Origin of the sequence: Paenibacillus sp. FSL H8-0048 (assembly GCF_038002825.1) — a bacterium.
In the GTDB taxonomy this organism is placed as follows: Bacteria; Bacillota; Bacilli; order Paenibacillales; family Paenibacillaceae; genus Paenibacillus_AQ.
Map to the genome: position 1 here is coordinate 3,863,378 of NZ_JBBODF010000001.1, position 17,719 is coordinate 3,881,096.

The 17,719-nt window shown below is 55.4% G+C and carries 14 protein-coding genes and 1 riboswitch; of the genes, 7 read left to right on the forward strand and 7 right to left on the reverse strand.

What is annotated here, in order from left to right; translation table 11 throughout:
• Positions 1–34: 34 nt before the first annotated feature.
• Positions 35–1,435: an NCS2 family permease gene (locus NSU18_RS16345; RefSeq protein ID WP_341014706.1), complete on the reverse strand. Its 1,401-nt coding sequence runs from the start codon at positions 1,433–1,435 to the stop codon at positions 35–37.
• A 128-nt stretch (positions 1,436–1,563) separates the two neighbouring features.
• Positions 1,564–1,663: riboswitch (purine riboswitch) on the reverse strand.
• Positions 1,664–2,202: 539 nt separating this feature from the next.
• Here NSU18_RS16345 and rsgA point away from each other — a divergent pair.
• The 4 genes from rsgA (at position 2,203) to NSU18_RS16365 (ending at position 5,134) form a co-directional block, all read left to right on the forward strand.
• On the forward strand, positions 2,203–3,276 hold the full coding sequence (rsgA, locus tag NSU18_RS16350; protein ID WP_341014707.1) for a ribosome small subunit-dependent GTPase A: 1,074 nt from the start codon (positions 2,203–2,205) through the stop codon (positions 3,274–3,276).
• Entirely contained in the window at positions 3,273–4,280 is a 1,008-nt protein-coding gene (locus tag NSU18_RS16355) for an aminoglycoside phosphotransferase family protein (RefSeq protein ID WP_341014708.1), read from the forward strand. The genes rsgA and NSU18_RS16355 overlap by 4 nt, the downstream gene beginning before the upstream one ends.
• Positions 4,281–4,431: 151 nt before the next feature.
• Positions 4,432–4,635: a helix-turn-helix transcriptional regulator gene (locus NSU18_RS16360; RefSeq protein ID WP_341014709.1), complete on the forward strand. Its 204-nt coding sequence runs from the start codon at positions 4,432–4,434 to the stop codon at positions 4,633–4,635.
• Positions 4,625–5,134 carry a DUF3278 domain-containing protein gene (locus NSU18_RS16365; RefSeq protein WP_341149551.1) on the forward strand — a complete coding sequence of 170 codons (510 nt, stop codon included), beginning with the start codon at positions 4,625–4,627 and terminating at the stop codon, positions 5,132–5,134. The genes NSU18_RS16360 and NSU18_RS16365 overlap by 11 nt, the downstream gene beginning before the upstream one ends.
• A 118-nt stretch (positions 5,135–5,252) precedes the next feature.
• On the opposite strand, the gene guaA is transcribed toward NSU18_RS16365, so the two are convergent.
• The 4 genes from guaA to NSU18_RS16385 all read right to left on the reverse strand — a co-directional run bounded on the left by guaA (position 5,253) and on the right by NSU18_RS16385 (position 12,811).
• Positions 5,253–6,791: a glutamine-hydrolyzing GMP synthase gene (gene guaA / locus NSU18_RS16370; RefSeq protein ID WP_341149552.1), complete on the reverse strand. Its 1,539-nt coding sequence runs from the start codon at positions 6,789–6,791 to the stop codon at positions 5,253–5,255.
• A gap of 439 nt (positions 6,792–7,230) precedes the next feature.
• Positions 7,231–9,717, reverse strand: coding sequence for a transglutaminase-like domain-containing protein (locus tag NSU18_RS16375; protein WP_341149553.1), 2,487 nt, complete (start codon positions 9,715–9,717; stop codon positions 7,231–7,233).
• The gene (locus NSU18_RS16380; protein WP_341149554.1) at positions 9,686–11,161 is read right to left on the reverse strand and encodes a DUF58 domain-containing protein; all 1,476 of its coding nucleotides are present in this window, start codon (positions 11,159–11,161) and stop codon (positions 9,686–9,688) included. The genes NSU18_RS16375 and NSU18_RS16380 overlap by 32 nt, the downstream gene beginning before the upstream one ends.
• Before the next feature lie 225 nt (positions 11,162–11,386).
• A complete protein-coding gene (locus tag NSU18_RS16385; protein ID WP_341149555.1) occupies positions 11,387–12,811 on the reverse strand; it encodes a polysaccharide deacetylase in 1,425 nt (474 codons plus the stop codon).
• 107 nt (positions 12,812–12,918) lie between these two features.
• Here NSU18_RS16385 and NSU18_RS16390 point away from each other — a divergent pair, with 107 nt between their 5' ends.
• Together NSU18_RS16390 and NSU18_RS16395 are read left to right on the forward strand one after the other, a co-directional pair.
• Positions 12,919–13,599: a DedA family protein gene (locus NSU18_RS16390; RefSeq protein ID WP_341149556.1), complete on the forward strand. Its 681-nt coding sequence runs from the start codon at positions 12,919–12,921 to the stop codon at positions 13,597–13,599.
• 36 nt (positions 13,600–13,635) lie between these two features.
• A complete protein-coding gene (locus NSU18_RS16395; RefSeq protein WP_341149557.1) occupies positions 13,636–14,580 on the forward strand; it encodes a helix-turn-helix transcriptional regulator in 945 nt (314 codons plus the stop codon).
• Between the two features lie 179 nt (positions 14,581–14,759).
• On the opposite strand, the gene NSU18_RS16400 is transcribed toward NSU18_RS16395, so the two are convergent.
• Both NSU18_RS16400 and NSU18_RS16405 read right to left on the reverse strand, forming a co-directional pair.
• Entirely contained in the window at positions 14,760–16,292 is a 1,533-nt protein-coding gene (locus tag NSU18_RS16400) for a DHA2 family efflux MFS transporter permease subunit (protein WP_341014721.1), read from the reverse strand.
• Positions 16,289–16,741, reverse strand: a complete 453-nt coding sequence (locus NSU18_RS16405; RefSeq protein ID WP_341014723.1) for a MarR family winged helix-turn-helix transcriptional regulator — start codon at positions 16,739–16,741, stop codon at positions 16,289–16,291. The genes NSU18_RS16400 and NSU18_RS16405 overlap by 4 nt, the downstream gene beginning before the upstream one ends.
• A 130-nt stretch (positions 16,742–16,871) precedes the next feature.
• Here NSU18_RS16405 and NSU18_RS16410 point away from each other — a divergent pair, with 130 nt between their 5' ends.
• The gene (locus NSU18_RS16410) at positions 16,872–17,558 is read left to right on the forward strand and encodes a DinB family protein (RefSeq protein WP_341149558.1); all 687 of its coding nucleotides are present in this window, start codon (positions 16,872–16,874) and stop codon (positions 17,556–17,558) included.
• Positions 17,559–17,719: the final 161 nt, after the last annotated feature.

Below are 17,719 nucleotides of genomic sequence, written 5' to 3' on the forward strand. Positions count from 1 at the left end.
ACCGCAGAATGGAAGCCAGAATCCGGGGAGCTTATTAGCCTTGGCTGCCGATCAGAACATAACGCAGAATGATCAGCACCGCCAGCACCCACATCATCCAGTGGATATCATATTTCTTCTTGCCGGCGATATTCGCAACACAAGCCAGAATAACATAAGTAACAATCCCGAATGAGATCCCGTTAGCAATGTTATACGTAAACGGCATGATTACAAAGGTCAGGAAGGCCGGAATTGCCAGTACCATGTCCTGGAAGTCAATGTCACGGATCGATTGAGCCATGAGTACACCGACAATAATCAGCGCTGCCGCTGTGGCCGGACCTGGGATCAATGCGACTACCGGAGCCAGGAACAAAGCAAGCAGGAAGCAGATCCCTGTAGTTACTGCAGTCAGACCCGTACGTCCGCCTTCAGCAACACCGGCTGCACTCTCAACATAAGCGGTAGTAGTGGAAGTCCCCAGCATCGCACCGCCCGCAACAGCTACCGCATCTACGAACATGGCATTGCCGACACGCTTTTTGCCCTCTTCAGGGTTCTTCATGATTCCGGCACGTTCAGCAGTACCCACCAGCGTACCGAAGGTATCGAACAGTTCTACGAAGGTAAAGGTGGCAATCGCCGATACGATACCGGTGTGCATAATGCCTTCCCAGTCGAATTCCCAGAAGTTAAGCTGTGTGAAATCAGGAATCCATGGCGTCTGCGGGTTGCTCAGTGAGCTGAAATCTACAGCACCCATGAGGATTGCAGCGACGGTAGTTCCGAGAATTCCGAACAGGATAGCACCGCGAACACGCAGTACCATTAAGATGGAGATCAGCAGCAGGCCGATAATGACGAGTTGAACATTGGTGTTCTCCAGGCTGCCCATATGAATTACAGTTTCAAAAGAAAGTACATCTGTAAATTTGTTAGCGGCGATATCACTTCCTGCTTCAACGCCGATAGTCATCAGTCCGCTGTTCTTCAGGCCAATAATGGTAATGAACATTCCGATACCGACAGTGATTGCATGCTTCAGGCTGTCAGGAATGGCAGTAAGCAGAATTTGCCGGACCCGGGTAATGGTCAGGAGGATGAAGATAATCCCGGAGATAAATACGGCGGTAAGACCCATCTGCCAGGTGAACTCATGTTCAGTGGTGGCAGAGGATAAGACTACGGATGCAAAATATGCGTTAAGGCCCATACCAGGTGCCAGAGCGACCGGGAAGTTAATGAATACCCCCATGGCAATGGTGAAAATACCGGCTGCCAGCGCTGTCGCAAGGAATACGGAATACCAGCCCATATCAATGCGGCCGAAGGCAGTCAGCGTGCTTGGATTAACCGACAGAATATAAGCCATTGCCATAAACGTGGTTATACCGGCCATGATCTCTGTACGTACTGTGGTGCCGTTCTCTTTCAGTTTGAAAAAGCGGTTCAAATGGTTCTCCCCCTAAGGTTGTATGTTGTGCCAATACAGCAACACAGGAAGCCGGCATCTGGGAAGACACCGGCCCGAAAAAAGAGATCACTGCCCGGAACCCCGGACAATTGCCGGTCATCCCTGAGCAAGCTGCTCTTCTTAATCGTAGCCAGGTCATTACGGTGACCTCGTAGAGACTTCCGGGCCGATCCCCGGAATTATACGAATATATTTGCTGTAGCGCTTTATCATTTTAGGGGGAGATGACATGCCTTGTCAATGGCAAATACGAACATTGGCCGTTAAGTTTACATAAATGTTCGTAAATTGAACATTTTCATGACAAATCCCGCTCGGTTCAGGGAGAATCCGCCAAACACTGCAGCATAAATGCAGATCGTTCCGCACTAGATTAATTATAATTAAACTCTACATGGATTAGCGCGCCAAAATATGTTAACCTGAATTAGCTTAGCGATAAGCAATCCATTTTTCTAACAAGTTCCTTATCCGAAAGGGGATGTTTTAATTGGCTACTACTTATATGGTGGTTTCAGTTTAAAACTGCATAGCAGGCATGCTTTTGAAAAAGACGGGGAAAAGCCCGTATTATTTGGTATGCCATCCCAAGTAACCTTTCGTGAATATTGCTGTTTAGGGGATACGATAAAGGTCGTATCTTTTTGCGTCTTAATGCCGTTGAACAGTAGCTTCTATTTGAGGCTGCTGTTCCGCGGCATTTTTGCGTCCACAAAACAACTTTAAAAGGAGCTGCACCCAAAAACATGATTAATCTTACAACCTATGGCTACACCGAAATAGAGGAAGTTCCCGCCGGGCTGCTACCCGGCAGAATTACAGAGCTCCGGCGGGAGCGCTTCACGGTAATCACTGAGCGGGGCGAGTTGACCGCTGTACTCAAAGGCACGTTCTATCATATTGCGGAATCCCGTGAAGACTTCCCTTGCGTGGGGGATTTCGTCCTGCTGCGCCCGAATGGGAGCGGTGATTCGCTTATCGTTACGCTTCTCCCCCGCCGCTCCAAGTTCTCGCGTGCGAATTATTCGGGTCATGCCGCAGGCTATACCAAAACCATTCTGGAGCAGGTCGTGGCCACCAACTTTGACTATGTATTTATTCTGTCCTCCCTGAACTGGGATTTCAATGTTACCCGGATGATGCGCTACCTGACTCAGGCCAGACAGAGCGGCGGCCGGCCGGTGGTCATTCTGACCAAGGCAGACCTTACTGAAGACTGGAGCCGTCCTCTGGCAGAAGTCCAGCAAAGCATGCCGGATGTGCCGGTGCACGCAGTATCCAGTCGTACCGGTCACGGGCTGCATGAGCTTGATGCCTATCTTAATCCAGGTTCGACTGTCGTCTTCCTCGGCATGTCCGGGGTAGGCAAATCGTCGCTGCTCAACGCCCTGATGGAACGGGATGTTATGAAGGTCAGTGCCATCCGGGAGGAAGACAGCCGGGGACGCCATACCACCACACACCGCCAGTTGTTCAAGCTCCCCTCAGGCGCCATGGTGATTGATACGCCCGGGATGCGGGAGCTTGGATTATTCGACGCCGAGGAAGGCATCTCTGCCGGCTTCAGCGATGTCGAGGAATGGTTCTCTGCGTGCCGGTTCAAGGATTGCCGCCATGAGGCGGAGCCGGGCTGTGCGGTACTCGCTGCCCTGGCGGAGGGCTCTCTGACGCGTGAACGCTGGGAGCGTTACAACTCACAGCTGCAGGAGAACCGGTTCGTCCAGGACAGAACTAACTATCTCAGGGGCAAGGATGCCCGCAATCAGTCAGCTGCAATGCAGCGCAAGCAAATGAAGAAACACGGAGGACGATACAAATGAAGATAAACCAAGAAGCTTTATATATTGCTCTATCCCAGCTTTTTAAAACAACGATTACAGCTGCTGATTACCAGACGTTACAGCTGCATGGCGGGACCTTGGGAGATGTGCAGCTGATTACCGGAACGGCCGGAACGGCTGCAGGAGCGCAGTTGCCTTACCGGATCGTGCTGAAAATCCAGAAGAAATGGGAGCGTTACGATGATCCGCATTCCTGGCGGCGGGAATATGACCTCTACGCTTCGCCGCTCGGTGCAACCTTCACGGAATCTTTCCGCTGGCCGGTGTGTTATCATGCCGAGATGAATGAAGCCGGGGATGAAATGAGGCTGTGGCTGGAATATATGGATGGCAGCTCCGGCCTGGAGCTGACCGGTGACATGTATGAACAGGCGGCGCTGGAGCTGGGACGCTATCAAGGGAAATTGTACGCAGAGCAGCCTGAAGTGCTGCAGAGTCTGACCAACCTGAGCCATGCGGACCTCATGAAAAATACGTATCTGCACTACCGGTCATGGCCGGTTGTCTACGACTATATCCGCTTAGAGGAATGCGAATTCCCGCAGCATATCCGGCAAATGCTCATCGATATCGATGAGCAATCAGATGATATTTTTGCCCGGATTGAACGCCTGCCTCTGGTATTATGCCACCGGGACTTCTGGGTAACCAACATCATCTATACTGGCGGGACCATCGCGCTGATCGACTGGGATACCTCGGGCTGGGGTTACCTCGGCGAGGACATCGCCAGCCTGATTGCGGATGAGGTGGATCTTGATCACATGATTGAATACTATCAGCGCTGCGTCCCTGCTTATTACCGGGGCTTCGCGGAATATGCGGGAGAGATTGCCCCTCTTGCCGGCCACTGCGTCTACGAATTCATCCTGCTCGTATTCGGATACCGGATGGTGGAGGGATATCTCCATACGGATAGTGATGACAAGAAGACAGAGTGTCTGGATACGCTTGAGAAGATTTATGAGATGAAGAGCTTGTAGCTGTCCTCCTAAGCAGAAAGAACTCCAAACCTTAATTTAGGGTTTTGGAGTTCTTTTTTTGTCATATATAATTGACACATAAACTTATGGAGAGTACCATGAACATAGAGTTAGTCACATATATATGACTTTTCATCAAGGAGGAATCGATATGAACAGGGTTGCCGAATACAGAAAACGCGCCGGCTTGTCGCAGCTTGCCCTGTCGAAGGAGGTCGGAGTTGCCCGGCAGACGGTCAATCTAATTGAGAATGACAAGTATAATCCTTCATTGGATTTATGCATTAAGCTGGCCAAAGCCCTGAACTCTGATTTGAATACACTTTTCTGGGAGGTAAACAATCATGCTGAGTAATATGGAGAAGAGAATGTTAAAGCCATTTGTTGGCTATATAAAGGAACGAGATGAGTATCAGCAGGGAGAGATTCATAGAATTCTTGCCGGTGCCTGTATGCATGCCTTATATCTGACGTCCGGTCTTATGCTTATCAGCTTAATTATGGATACCATACACCACACATTCACCTTCGGAACGATGGCTCTGTTCATTGTGCAGCAGTTCTTAGCCTACTACATCCTTATCCGGCTCCGAAAAACCGGAGTTGCCGAAACGGAATATGACTCAGATGCAGATTATGAACAAATCATTAATGCGTTGAAGAAAAAGTATTTCTTGGCAGGTGCCCAGTGGGGCATCACTATGTTCATCCTGATGGAGTTCCTGTTCCCGGCGTTAGCTGGCGAGAAGATCGAAATTCACCTGTTCAACATTCTGCTCTGGTGCATCGCGGGCGCTGCCTTTGGGATCATTACATATTTTCTTCAAAAAAGAAACATTAAGAAAATCATTTAGAAATAAAAGCGGGAACAGCTTTGACGATCTTTTAAAGGACGGTACCGTATCCGACAAAAAACTCTCTTCTATTGGCAGAAGCCTGCCGGTAGAAGAGAGTTTTAATTTTAACCTATGTCTATTCCCACTCGATCGTCGCTGGCGGCTTGGAGGTAATGTCGTAGACGATGCGGTTCACGTTGTCCACTTCGTTGACGATGCGGACCGAGATTTTCTCCAGCACATCCCAAGGGATACGCGCCCAGTCGGCGGTCATGCCATCAATCGAGGTTACCGCACGAATACCTACGGTGTAGGAATAAGTACGCTCGTCCCCCATTACGCCGACACTCTTCATATTAGGGAGAGCAGTGAAATATTGCCAGATCTCACGGTCGAGACCCGCCTTGGCAATCTCTTCACGCAGGATATAGTCGGAATCGCGGACGATCTGCAGCTTCTCCTCGGTCACTTCACCCAGCACACGAATCGCAAGACCCGGACCCGGGAAAGGCTGACGCCATACGATCGCATGCGGCATGCCCAGCTCTTCGCCCAGCTTACGGACTTCGTCCTTGAAGAGGGTGTTCAGCGGCTCGATCAGACTGAATTTCATATCTTCCGGCAGCCCGCCTACATTGTGGTGCGACTTGATCGTCTGCGCCGTTGCTGTACCGCTCTCTACGATATCGGTATACAGTGTACCTTGGGCCAGGAACGCGAAGTCACCCAGCTTGGCCGATTCTTCGTCGAAGCAGTAGATGAACTCATTGCCGATGATTTTACGTTTCTGTTCAGGATCGGAGACACCGGCCAGCTTGCCGAGGAAGCGGTCACGGGCGTCGATTTTGACAACATGGATATCGAACTTGCCGACAAAAGTCTCCATGACGCTCTCCGCTTCACCTTTGCGCAGAAGGCCGTGGTCAATGAACATACAAGTCAGCTGATCGCCGATCGCCCGGTGAATCAGCATCGCCACCACAGAGGAATCTACGCCGCCGCTGAGTGCGCAGAGCACTTTCTTGTTGCCGACTTTATCCCGGATGTCCTTAACAGCATCCTCGATGAACGACTCCATCGTCCATTTGCCTTCGCAGCCGCAGACCTCGTACAGGAAGTTCGAGATCATCTCATTCCCCTTCACGGAGTGGCGCACCTCAGGATGGAACTGAACGGCGAAGAATTTGCGTGCATCATTACTCATGGCTGCAATCGGCGCGCTCTCTGTACCGGCATCCAGCTTGAAGCCTTCCGGAAGCTCCACTACATGGTCCCCGTGGCTCATCCATACGGTCTGCTTGCTCTCAAGGCCCGCTGCCAGCACAGAGCTGGGTGCGAATTCCACATCTGCTTTGCCGTACTCGCGCTTGGCGGAGCGTTCCACCTTGCCGCCCTGCTGCTGAGCCATCAGTTGCATCCCATAGCAGATTCCGAAGATCGGCAGCCCGAGCTCGTAAATCGCCGGGTCTACATGTGGTGCATTCTCCGCATAGACACTGCTTGGCCCGCCTGAGAATACAATCCCTTTGGGCGATAAGGCCTTAATCTTCTCCATCGGTGTATTGTACGGCAGAAGCTCGCTGTATACCCCCAGGTCACGAATTCTGCGCGCGATAAGCTGGTTATACTGTCCCCCGAAATCCAGAACAACAATTATTTCATTTGGCTTGTTCATTACTTGCCTCCCTTGATTATTGGATTCATTATACTCATGGTTAATTCTCAGCGTCAAGGAAATGGGGTCCCTCTGTTTTAAGGTTTTGGGCTGGCTGTGGTAGGGGTGGAGGGAATACCCGCATGGTGCAAAGGTAGCGGAAACAAGCTCATGGCTATGACAGTACGTAATACCAGCAGATGAGCAATGTCTAACGATTCACTGCTGCCGGGAGCCGGTAACTATGTTATGGAAATACAGTGAAGAATTACTGCCCTGGCTGGCGGTATGTACAGCGTTACTAGGGAAAGTGAATTTGAATGTAGTCGGTTTTTCGATTACATTTGGTCCTCGTATCCACGCAGCGCTAAATGTAGTCGGTTTTTCGATTACATTTGGAGCGGCTAGCTTAGCCGTCACAAAGACGTCCGCTGCACACGCAGGGACGCCTTTTGCCGGATCACGTCAGATGGAATGTGATCATCAGGCACCGAGCTATGAAAGCCTCTGCGTCCATGGCATCGGCAGCGCTGGCGGGGGCACGGCGTTGGGACGCGGAAGGCGGCATGGGTGCAGAGGGTCCGAAGGACGTCGTGGGTGCGGAAGGCGTCGTGAGTGCGGAGGACGGAAAAGGCATGCCGTCTCCAGCGGTATCTGGCGCCGCTAAAGGCACGCCGCCTCCGGCGCCGCCATACGCCAGGGTCTCCCACTGGCGTACAAACCCCCGGACGGCGGCGCGCAGCCGCCCGTCCTCGATAGCCAGGGAGTCTGCGTACTCCCTGGCGGTAACCCCGGGCGGCGGCGGCCCATACCGCGCCGCCAGCCCGTGCCAGGCCGCAGCGGCGGCGCGCAGCTGCCGCTCACGGCCAAGCCTGCCGGCGCGGCGCACCGCCGGCAGCAGGGCCAGGCTGCGCCGCCAGCGGATGGCGGCAGCCAGCACCAGCGCCGCCAGCGCGAGCGGCGCACGGTCCGGGCCGCCCGCCTGCGGCAGGGCGGCAGTCAGCGCGCCCGCGTGCAGCGCAGCGCAGCGGCGGGTTTCCGGCGGCGCAGAGGCAGCCGCCGGGTCCGTAGCCGCCGCGCCGGGGGCAGCGTCGGCAGCGGCGGAGGGCGTGGGGTCGAAGGGGACCCAGCCCGCGCCGGGAAAATAGACCTCGACCCAGGCGTGGGCGTCGCCGCCGGTCACACTGTAGCGCTGCGGCACAGAGCCGGGCACGGCGGTTCCCGGGCCATAGCCCTGGACGTACCGCGCAGGAATGCCGCTGCTGCGCAGCAGGACCGTCATCGCAGTGGCAAAATGCACACAATAGCCCTGACGGGTCCCGAACAGAAAATCATCGGTGAAGTCTGCACCGGATGGCGGCACACGGGTCTTCAGCGAATAGGTGTAGCCGTCCTGAAGATAGCCGGCCACGGCTACGGCGGCATCGTAACGGCTCGCAGCAGCTCCGGTAAGATCGCCGGCCAGTGCACGCACTCTGGGCGGCAGAGCAGCGGGGAGCTGCAAATACTGGCTGCGGACCCCGTCGGGATCATTCCCCTTCAGCGTCCGCAGCACTGCCGGATCACTTGGCGGCAGAACAGACTTGACGGTATACTCCGTAACCCCTGCGGAGCCGTAGACTTCCGGCAGGCGGAAGCTGAGCCTGTCCGGGCTGGCCAGCACGTAACCCAGCTGGCTTCCATCCGCAAGCCAGATGTTCTGTACGTCTGTTATAGCGCCTGCACTGAACAGCGGCACACCTCCAGTGGAAGGCGAAGCGAGCTGAATCCGCTGGATGAGGGTCTGCCCCCCGGAGGGTGAAGCATCCGCCAGAGCAGGCACCGCCCCGGACAGGCGGGGCAGATTCAGCGCTGCATACGCGGCTCCGCTACTGATCCAGCGGCGGCCGTCATAATACGCCATGCTCTCCCCCCACGAGTAGTAGGGACGGGGGGCAGTGACCGTGAAGGCCGCCTCTGTGCTTGGAGTCAGAGGCATGCCAAGCTCTCTGTCCTCCATACTGTAGCCGGTGCTGCCAGCTTTGGGTACTCCTGTCTCATCGGGCTTTTGCGCTGCAGCCCAGTGCTCCAGCTTGTCCAGCACCGGCTGCAGTGTAACCGGGGCAGCCGGACGTGCACCCAGCCCTTGCCCGGCTAACCAGGCGGCCAGCGTTACCAGCACAGCCGCCGATAACGCCCTGGCTCCCCAGCGGGCGTAAGGAAGCACCTGCCTCCCTGTCCGTTCTTGCAGATGGAGCAGGCCGCTTAAGGACCGCAGCCACAGGATCAGCCCCGCCGTGGCCAGTACATCCCCGGAAGTATTAACGGCATAGCCCATATCCAGTACCAGCAGATATACCAGCGTTACACCGGTGAACAGCGCAATACTTCCCCTGTACAGCGCGAGCTGCTGGACGGAGGACACCAGCAGTCCCCAGCCCAGCACCAGAATCAGGAGCCTGCTGTCCTCGCTTAAGGCGGAGATCCGGCCGGAGAGCAGCAGCAGGGCATCCTCCCCGCTTTTCTCCAAGGCATAGACTTTCAGCCACCCGCCCCCGCCTCCCGCAGCAGTACAGAGGCCAATCCAGGTCATGAAGATTAGAAGAAACTGCCCGCTTACCTGTACAAGACGGGGTAACAGCAGACAACCCCAGGCGAGAAGCGCTGCTGCCGAGAGCATGAGGAGCCGCAGGAGCTGTGTATGGTCCGCTGCCGCAGACAATTTGTAGAGCGGCAGCAGCCACAGCCCAAAGACGCCCATAATTGCCAAAGAGAACAGGCCGCGATAGTACAGGGGGCTGTTCTCTCTTTTACCTGCGTTGCTGTTCTCTGCAAGGTCTGATTCCTGCATCCCTGGCGCTGTAAAGATGATGCTTCCGTAGCGGCGCTGCCTGCTGTGGGTTGAGCCCACCGGACTGGCACCATCCGTACCCGCACTAGCAGGAGGTGGAGTTATCCGGAAATCCATCTGGCTCCGCCCCCTTGTACCCTTGTGCAGGAGCAGCCTGGCTCAGACAGTGAATCCTCGCGCCAAGCCGCATCAGACTTCCCGCAATCGTATCCGAGGCAGGCGGTCTGCTGGTCCCGTAAGCTGCTGAATCATGCTGCCCGGCTGGTTCCCGCCCCTCCGGTGCCAGCCTGCTGCTGCGGGTTAGCTCCGGCGTTGTCCCCGCTGCTCCGGCGGGGCTTCGCACAGGATTACCGGGAGTCCGGCTCGGAGATGGCTGGTCCCAGACATAATACAGCTCCACCCTGATTCCCTGAACCAGGAAGCGGGCCAGCGTTCTCGCCGGCTCCTCCTCCAGCCGGCCGGTAATGACGGATACCGTCATCCCGGGAATCCAGCTCTGCGATGCCTCCTCCAGCAATCTGCTGAGACTCTGTGAACCGGAGGGGGCAATCTCTGTAAGCAGATCCCGGACCCTCCCGGGGATCTGGCCCACCCCCTCATGTCTGGCCATTCCTTCCGGCCAGCCCCCGCTGAAGAGCTGGATGTAGCTGCCGGAGCGCTCGGCAGAGAGCAGCAGCCCCATAGTAGCCGATACCGCCTGTTCAAAGGCGGGGATCACCGACCTCCGCTGGCTGCGGGGAGCATGCGCACCGCCGGGAATCTCATAATCCGCCGGACTGCTCGCAAGCACGATGCAGGTCATCTGCCCCGCTTCACGTTCCGGCACTCTGCTCTGCAGGTTGCCTTTACGGGCGCTGCTCTTCCAGTGAATCCGGCTGAACGGATCTCCCGGCGCATAATCACGGATATCCGCTGCTTGCGGGCTGCTGTGGGTTCCCCGCCCGGATGCACGGTCTCCGGGTAGCAAGCCGGTATCCGGCACTGCTGCGCCCATATATAGCGCTCTTGGCAACACCTTGAAGCCCGCTTTGCCACCCGGCTGGCAGCCGCCTGTGAACAGCCCCGGCAGATCTCCCCAGGTTACACTGCACCCATGAAGCTGATGCACTCCTCTTGGGACAGACAGCAGCTCATACGAATAGTTGAAGGATCGCCGGAAGCCGGGAAACAGCAGCTCCTGATGGCTGCCCCCGCTCCAGTAATCGGTCACAATCATCCAGGGCAGCGGAATTCTGGCGGCAAAAGAAATCTGAACCTCCACGGTAGCGTCATCCCCCGCAGACAGACGCGCAGGAGCAATCGTGCGCTGGACACTGACTCTCCGGGGACCGCAGAGCTGCATCAGCAGGCCGCCGGACATAACCACTCCGCCAGCTGTCAGCAGCAGCAGGAGCGATTCTCCGCCGCGCCACATATACAGCCCTCCGGTAACCGCCATCAGGAGCAGCATTCGCCCCCACTCCTTGGCTGCGCGGCGGATGCGCTTCCGGGGGAACCCGGCAATCTCTGCATTCCCGTACCTGTTCTGCTGTGAAAATACCTGTGATTTCGGATCTGTCAATGATGATGAGGACAAGGAGGACACCCTTCCATGGTCATAGACTAGCCCCCGGCAGCCTGTACTTTCTCTGGCTATACTGCTTGCTGAGGCCTGTTGCTATCTATTCTTTCCACGAAAAAGGATGCCCAGACATTCAGCAGCCGCTTTTCCCCGCAAGCGCTCCCTGTTCTCTGCTCTCCTTGCCGTTCTCTATGTCCAGCCCGCCTTCCAACCCGGATATCCGCCTTAAGCTGCGGTAACCCTGCGCTCCTCTGCATTAACAAAGGCTTCAGCATCCGGATGACCTGCCGCCTCCAGCAGCATACGCAGGGGTACCCAGAGGGAGGAACCCTGGAGCTGCACCTGTGCCGCTTTGTACTCTGCTGTACCGTCCGGCCAGTGAATGCCCACTTCCTGCTTCTGTGAGTCTAACGTCATGCTGCGGCCGTTCCAGCTGACAGCTGCGCTCCGGGTAACCGCATTCCAGCCGACCCGTCCACCCAGCCGTTCTACGGTGGCGCGTAGCGGAACATAGTACTGCCCATCCTGTAGACGGTACTCTCCGGGCTTCAGCTTGGTCACCAGCCCGCCAACCTCAAGGGCAAGCGCCTTGCCTGGTGCAAGCAACTCCGCATTCGGGGCAATATTGGCCGATATCCAATCCTGTGACGGTTTGCTTCTATGAAGGGCGGCTGCTTTGGAGGACACTCTGAACTGTACGGGATCACTTTGCGCATCCAGAACACCGAACTCATAACCGGCTGCTCTGTAGCGTTCAATGATAGCCGGCAGCGCTTTGGCGCTCTGTTCATGGCCCGATCCGTCATGCAGCAGCAATACCACACTGGAAGTGGTCAAGTCAGCCACAGAAGCCTGTAGAATCTCCGCAGCAGGCACTCCCCGGCGGCGGGAATCCCCGCTGTCCACAGTCCAGTCCATCACCCCGTAGCCTGCCTGCTTCAGCAGATTGAAATATGTGCTGTCGAAATGGCCGAACGTGCCGCCCGGCGCACGGACCAGCTGCGGACGGATGCCTGTGATCTCACGTACCGTTTCCTCCGTCTGTTTGATTTGGCGCCAGAACTCCTTGAAGCCGCTATATAAATCATGATAATTATGATTATAGGTATGGTTGCCGATAGCATGACCCTGCTCCCAGATGGCCTTGATCAGCTCGGGACGGCCTGCGGCCTGATCCCCAAGCACGAAGAAGGTCGCTTTAACCCCCTGCTCCTGCAATATGCTAAGCACCTTAGGAGTAACTGCGCTTGGCCCGTCGTCAAAAGTCAGATAGACCACCTTCTCCTTGCGGTGTCCGGCTGCTGGAGCAGCTTTCCCCGCAGCAGCAGATACTTGCTGTATAGCGGGAGCAGGACGCTGCGCACCTGCCCCAGAGGCTGAACCGCTTAAAACGTGCAGCTGCCGCAATTCTGCGGTTGTCATTCTGGCCGCTGCCGGGCGCAAATCTTGCACCGGGACAGCCGGAGCATTATTCTTAGAGAGTAGAGGTAACGCACTGCCTGCTTCAGCCTGCAGGGAGTACGCCCTCCGCGAACCGGAAGAATTCTCCTGCCCTCCATAGGCTGACACACCCAGACTCAACATGGCAGCAATAATGAGCAACCCGCAGATCATGATGCGGCGGATAGGATTTTCCCGACTGTCCTTCATCTTCTCTACCTCCAGCATTCTATTGGCGCTTCCGCACCATTTGGTAGATTATATGAAGACAAGCTTCAGAATAGAATTGGCGCGCAGCCTTGGAGAGTGAAGAATCTATGGATATGCTGAAATGGATACAAGAATTGTTTGCGAGCTACGGTTATAGCGTATTGTTCTTCGGGCTTTTGCTCGAATTCATCGCCCTGCCTTTTCCCGGGGAGACCACGATGGCCTTCGCAGGATTTCTCTCTTACACAGGGAGACTGGATTTCTTCACCCTGGTGATCGTAGCCTTCTTAGGGACTACAATCGGGATGACCATTACTTATTTCATCGGCCTCAAGGCCGGTCTGCCCTTTATCCAGCGGTACGGCAAATGGTTCATGTTCTCTCCGGCCAAGCTGGAAAAGACACAGCGCTGGTTCGAGAAATACGGCAGCGTGCTTATCTCCATCGGCTATTTCATTCCCGGCGTCCGCCACTTCACCGGTTATTTTGCCGGGATTATCGCCCTGCCCTTCCGTAAATTCGCTATGTATGCCTATGGGGGCGCAATATTCTGGGTGGTGTTATTCCTCGGAATCGGCAAAATCTTCGGCCCGCAGTGGATGGGTATCTTCCACCTGATCGAATCCTACGCCCTCTGGATCGCGGTCGGCGTGCTGGCGATCGCTGTGCTGATTATTATCTATCGTTACCGGGCTGCCATTTCTCTCCGGCTGCGGCGGCGCAAGCCTGCGGCTACGCTTGATGCCAAGGTCCAGGTAAAGGTTAAAGAAACCTCCAAGACCCGCTGACTTAAGCCCACTTAACGCCCGAAAGAAGGTATCCCTGTGAAAATAGACCGTCTGCTCTCCATTGTCATTCTCCTGCTCAACCGGCCGCTGATTCAGGCCAAGGAGCTGGCCGATATGTTCGAGGTCTCTGTACGTACGATTTACCGCGATATAGACAGCATTAACAGCGCAGGCATCCCTGTGGTTACCTATCAGGGCGCAGGGGGCGGCATTGGCCTCATGCAGGGCTACCGGCTAGACCGCAATGTGTTATCGCAACGCGAGCTGGCCGATATATTCAGTGCGCTGCAAAGCGCCTCCTCTATCGGAGGAGAGGGTCACCAGCTATTGATGGAGAAGATCAGCAGCGTTGTCCCTCCCTCCCAGATCGCCGCCTTCCGCAGCAAAACCACCCAAATGATCGTCGATTTCTCCCCCTGGGAGCTGACAGCTCCGCTGGAGGAGCGGCTGAACCTCCTTAAAGAAGCCTTGGAGGAAGAGGTCATGGTCACTTTTGAATACATAACGGCCGAAGGCAGGGTAAGTACGCGTACAATCGAGCCATATACGCTGGTCCTTAAGGGACAGTTCTGGTACTTATACGGGTTCTGCCAGGAACGTCAGGATTTCCGCCTCTTCAAGCTGCTGCGGATGAAAGCGCTGGTGAAGGAGAACAGGCACTATATCCGCCAGGATATCCCGCTTACAGAGCTGCCGTGGAGTAGTGCCTGGAAGGAACCGCAGAATCTCACACCGGTCACGCTGCGTTTCACGCCGGAAGGCAAGCATCTAGCCGAGGAATACTTCGACTGTGAGACGCTCCAGCGGGATGCTACCGGCGGATATATCCTCACACTCCAGTACCCTGAGAACGACTGGCTGTACGGCTACCTGCTAAGCTTCGGGACCGTCCTGGAGGTGCTGGGACCGGAGCATGTCCGCCGCAGATTAGGCGAGGTGGCCCGAGGCGTCGCGGCGGCATATTCAGCAGATCGCATCTGAACCTGAATCCATGTTGTCAGGTTTGCCGGTTTATACTCTAAGGGGGAAGCCGGTTTTGGACTGTGAGACTGGGGAGAATGAAGGACATTGGGGCAATTCCACCCTGGTTCACAGACGCAAAAAGACGACCCGACAACCGTTAGCGGTTATATCGGATCGTCTTTTTATTATATACAGGATTATGCTCTCTGTGATTTCGTCAGGTTCGGCTGCGGCTGTCCGCCTTCCGCTTCTTCCGTCTTCAGGAAGTCGGGCTGCGGAGAGGTCTTGCGGATGAACAGCGCCAGCACCAGGGCAACAACAGTCACCCAGGTTGCTACAGCGAACGCATGGGTAATCCCGTTAATCGTTGCGTCCTGAGTAAGCTTCAGCATCGCAGCCTTATCGGTCTTCGACACCGCTCCGCTTACCAGTGCATCGGTAATGTTGCTCTTCGTACGGTTGGTCATCAGGCTGACGAACAGGGCCATCCCCAGTGCACCGCCTACGGTACGCAGGGTGTTGGACATGGCTGTACCATGGGAAGCCAGACGTTGCGGCAGCTGGTTCAGACCGGCGGTAACGATAGGCATCATCAGCATCGACATCCCGAACATCCGGGCCGTATACGTCAGGATCAGGTGAGTATAAGTGGTAGTGGTGCTGATCTGGCTGAATTCCCAGGTCGTCACAGTGGTGATGGCAAGGCCGATAACCGCCAGCCATCTGGCGCCGATTTTATCAAATATTATTCCGGTGATCGGCGACATAACGCCCATCAGAACCGCACCCGGGAGCAGCATCAGTCCGGATTCCATCGGTGTAAAGCCGCGGATGGTCTGCAGGTAGATCGGCAGCAGGATCATCCCTGCGTACATAGCCATGGTGACGATAATGTTGATTACGGTAGTCAGTGAGAACATGTTGTAGCGGAAAATGCGGAACTCAAGCAGCGGCTTATCTGTGGTCAGCTCACGCCATACGAACAGCCCCAGGGACACGATACCCAGGATCAGGCAGAGAATAACGGTCGTGCTTCCCCAGCCGTCTGTTCCGGCATCACTGAAGCCGTAGAGCAGCCCGCCGAAGCCCAGGGTCGATAAGATCACGCCCGGCTTATCCAGCTTCGGAGAAGTCAGCTTACCGACATTCTGCATAGTCTTCATGCCGAGCAGCATCGAGAAGATGGCCAGCGGAAGCACGATGTAGAACAGCACGCGCCAGGAGTAGTTCTGCACAACCCAGCCGGACAAGGTAGGTCCGACAGCCGGAGCAAAAATCATTGCAACGGCCATCAGTCCCATCGCCTTGCCCCGTTCTTCTATCGGGAAGATGCGCAGGAACACAATGTTCATCAGCGGCATCAGAATTCCGGCACCCACGGCCTGAATGACTCTGCCGACCATAATCATCTCAAAGCCTGTTCCTATTGCACAGACTAGAGTACCTATCGAAAATAACATCATTGCGGTCGTAAAGAGCTGGCGGGTCGTAAATTTCTCCACCAGATAGGCGCTGATCGGCACAAGCACACCGTTAACCAGCATGAACCCTGTCGTCAGCCATTGGGCCGTATTGGCGAGGATGTTCAGATCCTCCATCATTTTGGGCAGTGCCACATTCATCAGTGTCTGATTGAGCAGCGCCACGAAGGCGCCGATCAGGAGCGCTGCGATAATCGGGCCTCTGCGGACCGTCTTGGACGGTGCATTACCGGCTGTAATTGTACTCATAGCTTCTTGTTGTCTCTCCCTTGTTCTAGAATTCGGATAATTTCACCATGCAGCCGCAGCAGCTCCTGTGCATCCCCGGGCGGAAGTTCGCCCAGCGGCTGCAGATGCCGTCTGAATGACTGCTTGCTGAGCTCACGGATCTCCTTGCCCTTATCGGTCATCGCCAGCTTGAATATACGCCTGTCGCTCTGCGAGCGTTCACGGGTAATCAGCCCGGCCTTCACCATCCGGTCCACAACCCCGCTGACCGCGCTATTGCCCAGATGCAGCAAATCGGCAAGCTCAGTGATACCAATGTCCGGATGCACCGCTAACTTACGCAGCACCATGAGCTGGGTTGAGGTAATATTAAGCTCTTCCGCATACTTCCACAGAAGCTGCTGGAAATTATGGGTAATGCAGCGGAAAGAGGACAGAATATCGTCCAGTTGCTTTTCCTTTTCTTCCAAGCCTTATCCCTCCACAAGCATAATGCACAATAATATTTCGCATGCGAACTATTTTACTATTTACCTATTTATCCGTCAATGATTTTCTTACAGAAATTTTCTGAAAAATTACGGAAAGCGAGGGTTAAACATGAATACAGAACAACGAAACCACTGGAACAGGCAGCATAAAATGTTGTCCAGGATCATCACCAACCCGAAGGCGCATACTGAAGCAGTCGCTATCATTCTGGAGCTGCATACTGCCCTCTTCGCCTCTGAAGAAAGCAACGGGCAACAGGCAACCTACGAGGATACATTATGGGACACGCTGCTGGAGTCCACTGCGCGCAGCTACCCGGTGCAGACACCCGGCAGCCGTAATTCAATCGTCTGGCATCTCTGGCACAGTGCACGGATTGAGGATATCACCATGAATATCCTGGGGGCAGACTGTGAACAGGTGCTATACTCGGGTCAGTATGCCCGGAGGCTGGAGGTTCCTTACGTTCATTCCGGCAATGGGATGAGTGAACAAGATGTCGCTGCGCTCAGCAGAGAGGTGAATCTCGGGGCGCTGACTGAGTACCGTCGCGCTGTCGCCCGCAGAACACGTTCCATCCTATCCTCTCTGGAGCCGGGACAGCTCGGGAGGAAGGCCACTCCGGCGCAGTTTGAGAGAGTCCGGGAAGAAAAGGCCGTACTGGACAGCGAGCAGTGGCTAATGGATTATTGGGGCGGCAAGACCTTTGCCGGTCATGTGCTGATGCCGGCCACCCGGCATAACTTCGTCCATCTGAACAAGGCGATACAGGTGAAGCAGAAGCTGCAGAAGTGACTCCGTGCTGCATCCGGTCCACTCACCTTCGCGCCAAACACAATGTAGTCGGTTTTCCGATTACATTCGGCCCACGTGCTCCGTGCCTGCTCCATGTAGTCGGTTTTCCGATTACATTCGGCCCACGTGCTCCGCGCCTGCTCCATGTAGTCGGTTTTCCG

Coding starts and splice junctions, on each gene's coding strand:
- rsgA (WP_341014707.1), top strand. CDS start 2,203: ATGATTAATCTTACAACCTATGGCTACACCGAAATAGAGGAAGTTCCC.
- NSU18_RS16355 (WP_341014708.1), top strand. CDS start 3,273: ATGAAGATAAACCAAGAAGCTTTATATATTGCTCTATCCCAGCTTTTT.
- NSU18_RS16360 (WP_341014709.1), top strand. CDS start 4,432: ATGAACAGGGTTGCCGAATACAGAAAACGCGCCGGCTTGTCGCAGCTT.
- NSU18_RS16365 (WP_341149551.1), top strand. CDS start 4,625: ATGCTGAGTAATATGGAGAAGAGAATGTTAAAGCCATTTGTTGGCTAT.
- guaA (WP_341149552.1), bottom strand. CDS start 6,791: ATGAACAAGCCAAATGAAATAATTGTTGTTCTGGATTTCGGGGGACAG.
- NSU18_RS16375 (WP_341149553.1), bottom strand. CDS start 9,717: ATGGATTTCCGGATAACTCCACCTCCTGCTAGTGCGGGTACGGATGGT.
- NSU18_RS16385 (WP_341149555.1), bottom strand. CDS start 12,811: ATGAAGGACAGTCGGGAAAATCCTATCCGCCGCATCATGATCTGCGGG.
- NSU18_RS16390 (WP_341149556.1), top strand. CDS start 12,919: ATGGATATGCTGAAATGGATACAAGAATTGTTTGCGAGCTACGGTTAT.
- NSU18_RS16400 (WP_341014721.1), bottom strand. CDS start 16,292: ATGAGTACAATTACAGCCGGTAATGCACCGTCCAAGACGGTCCGCAGA.
- NSU18_RS16410 (WP_341149558.1), top strand. CDS start 16,872: ATGAATACAGAACAACGAAACCACTGGAACAGGCAGCATAAAATGTTG.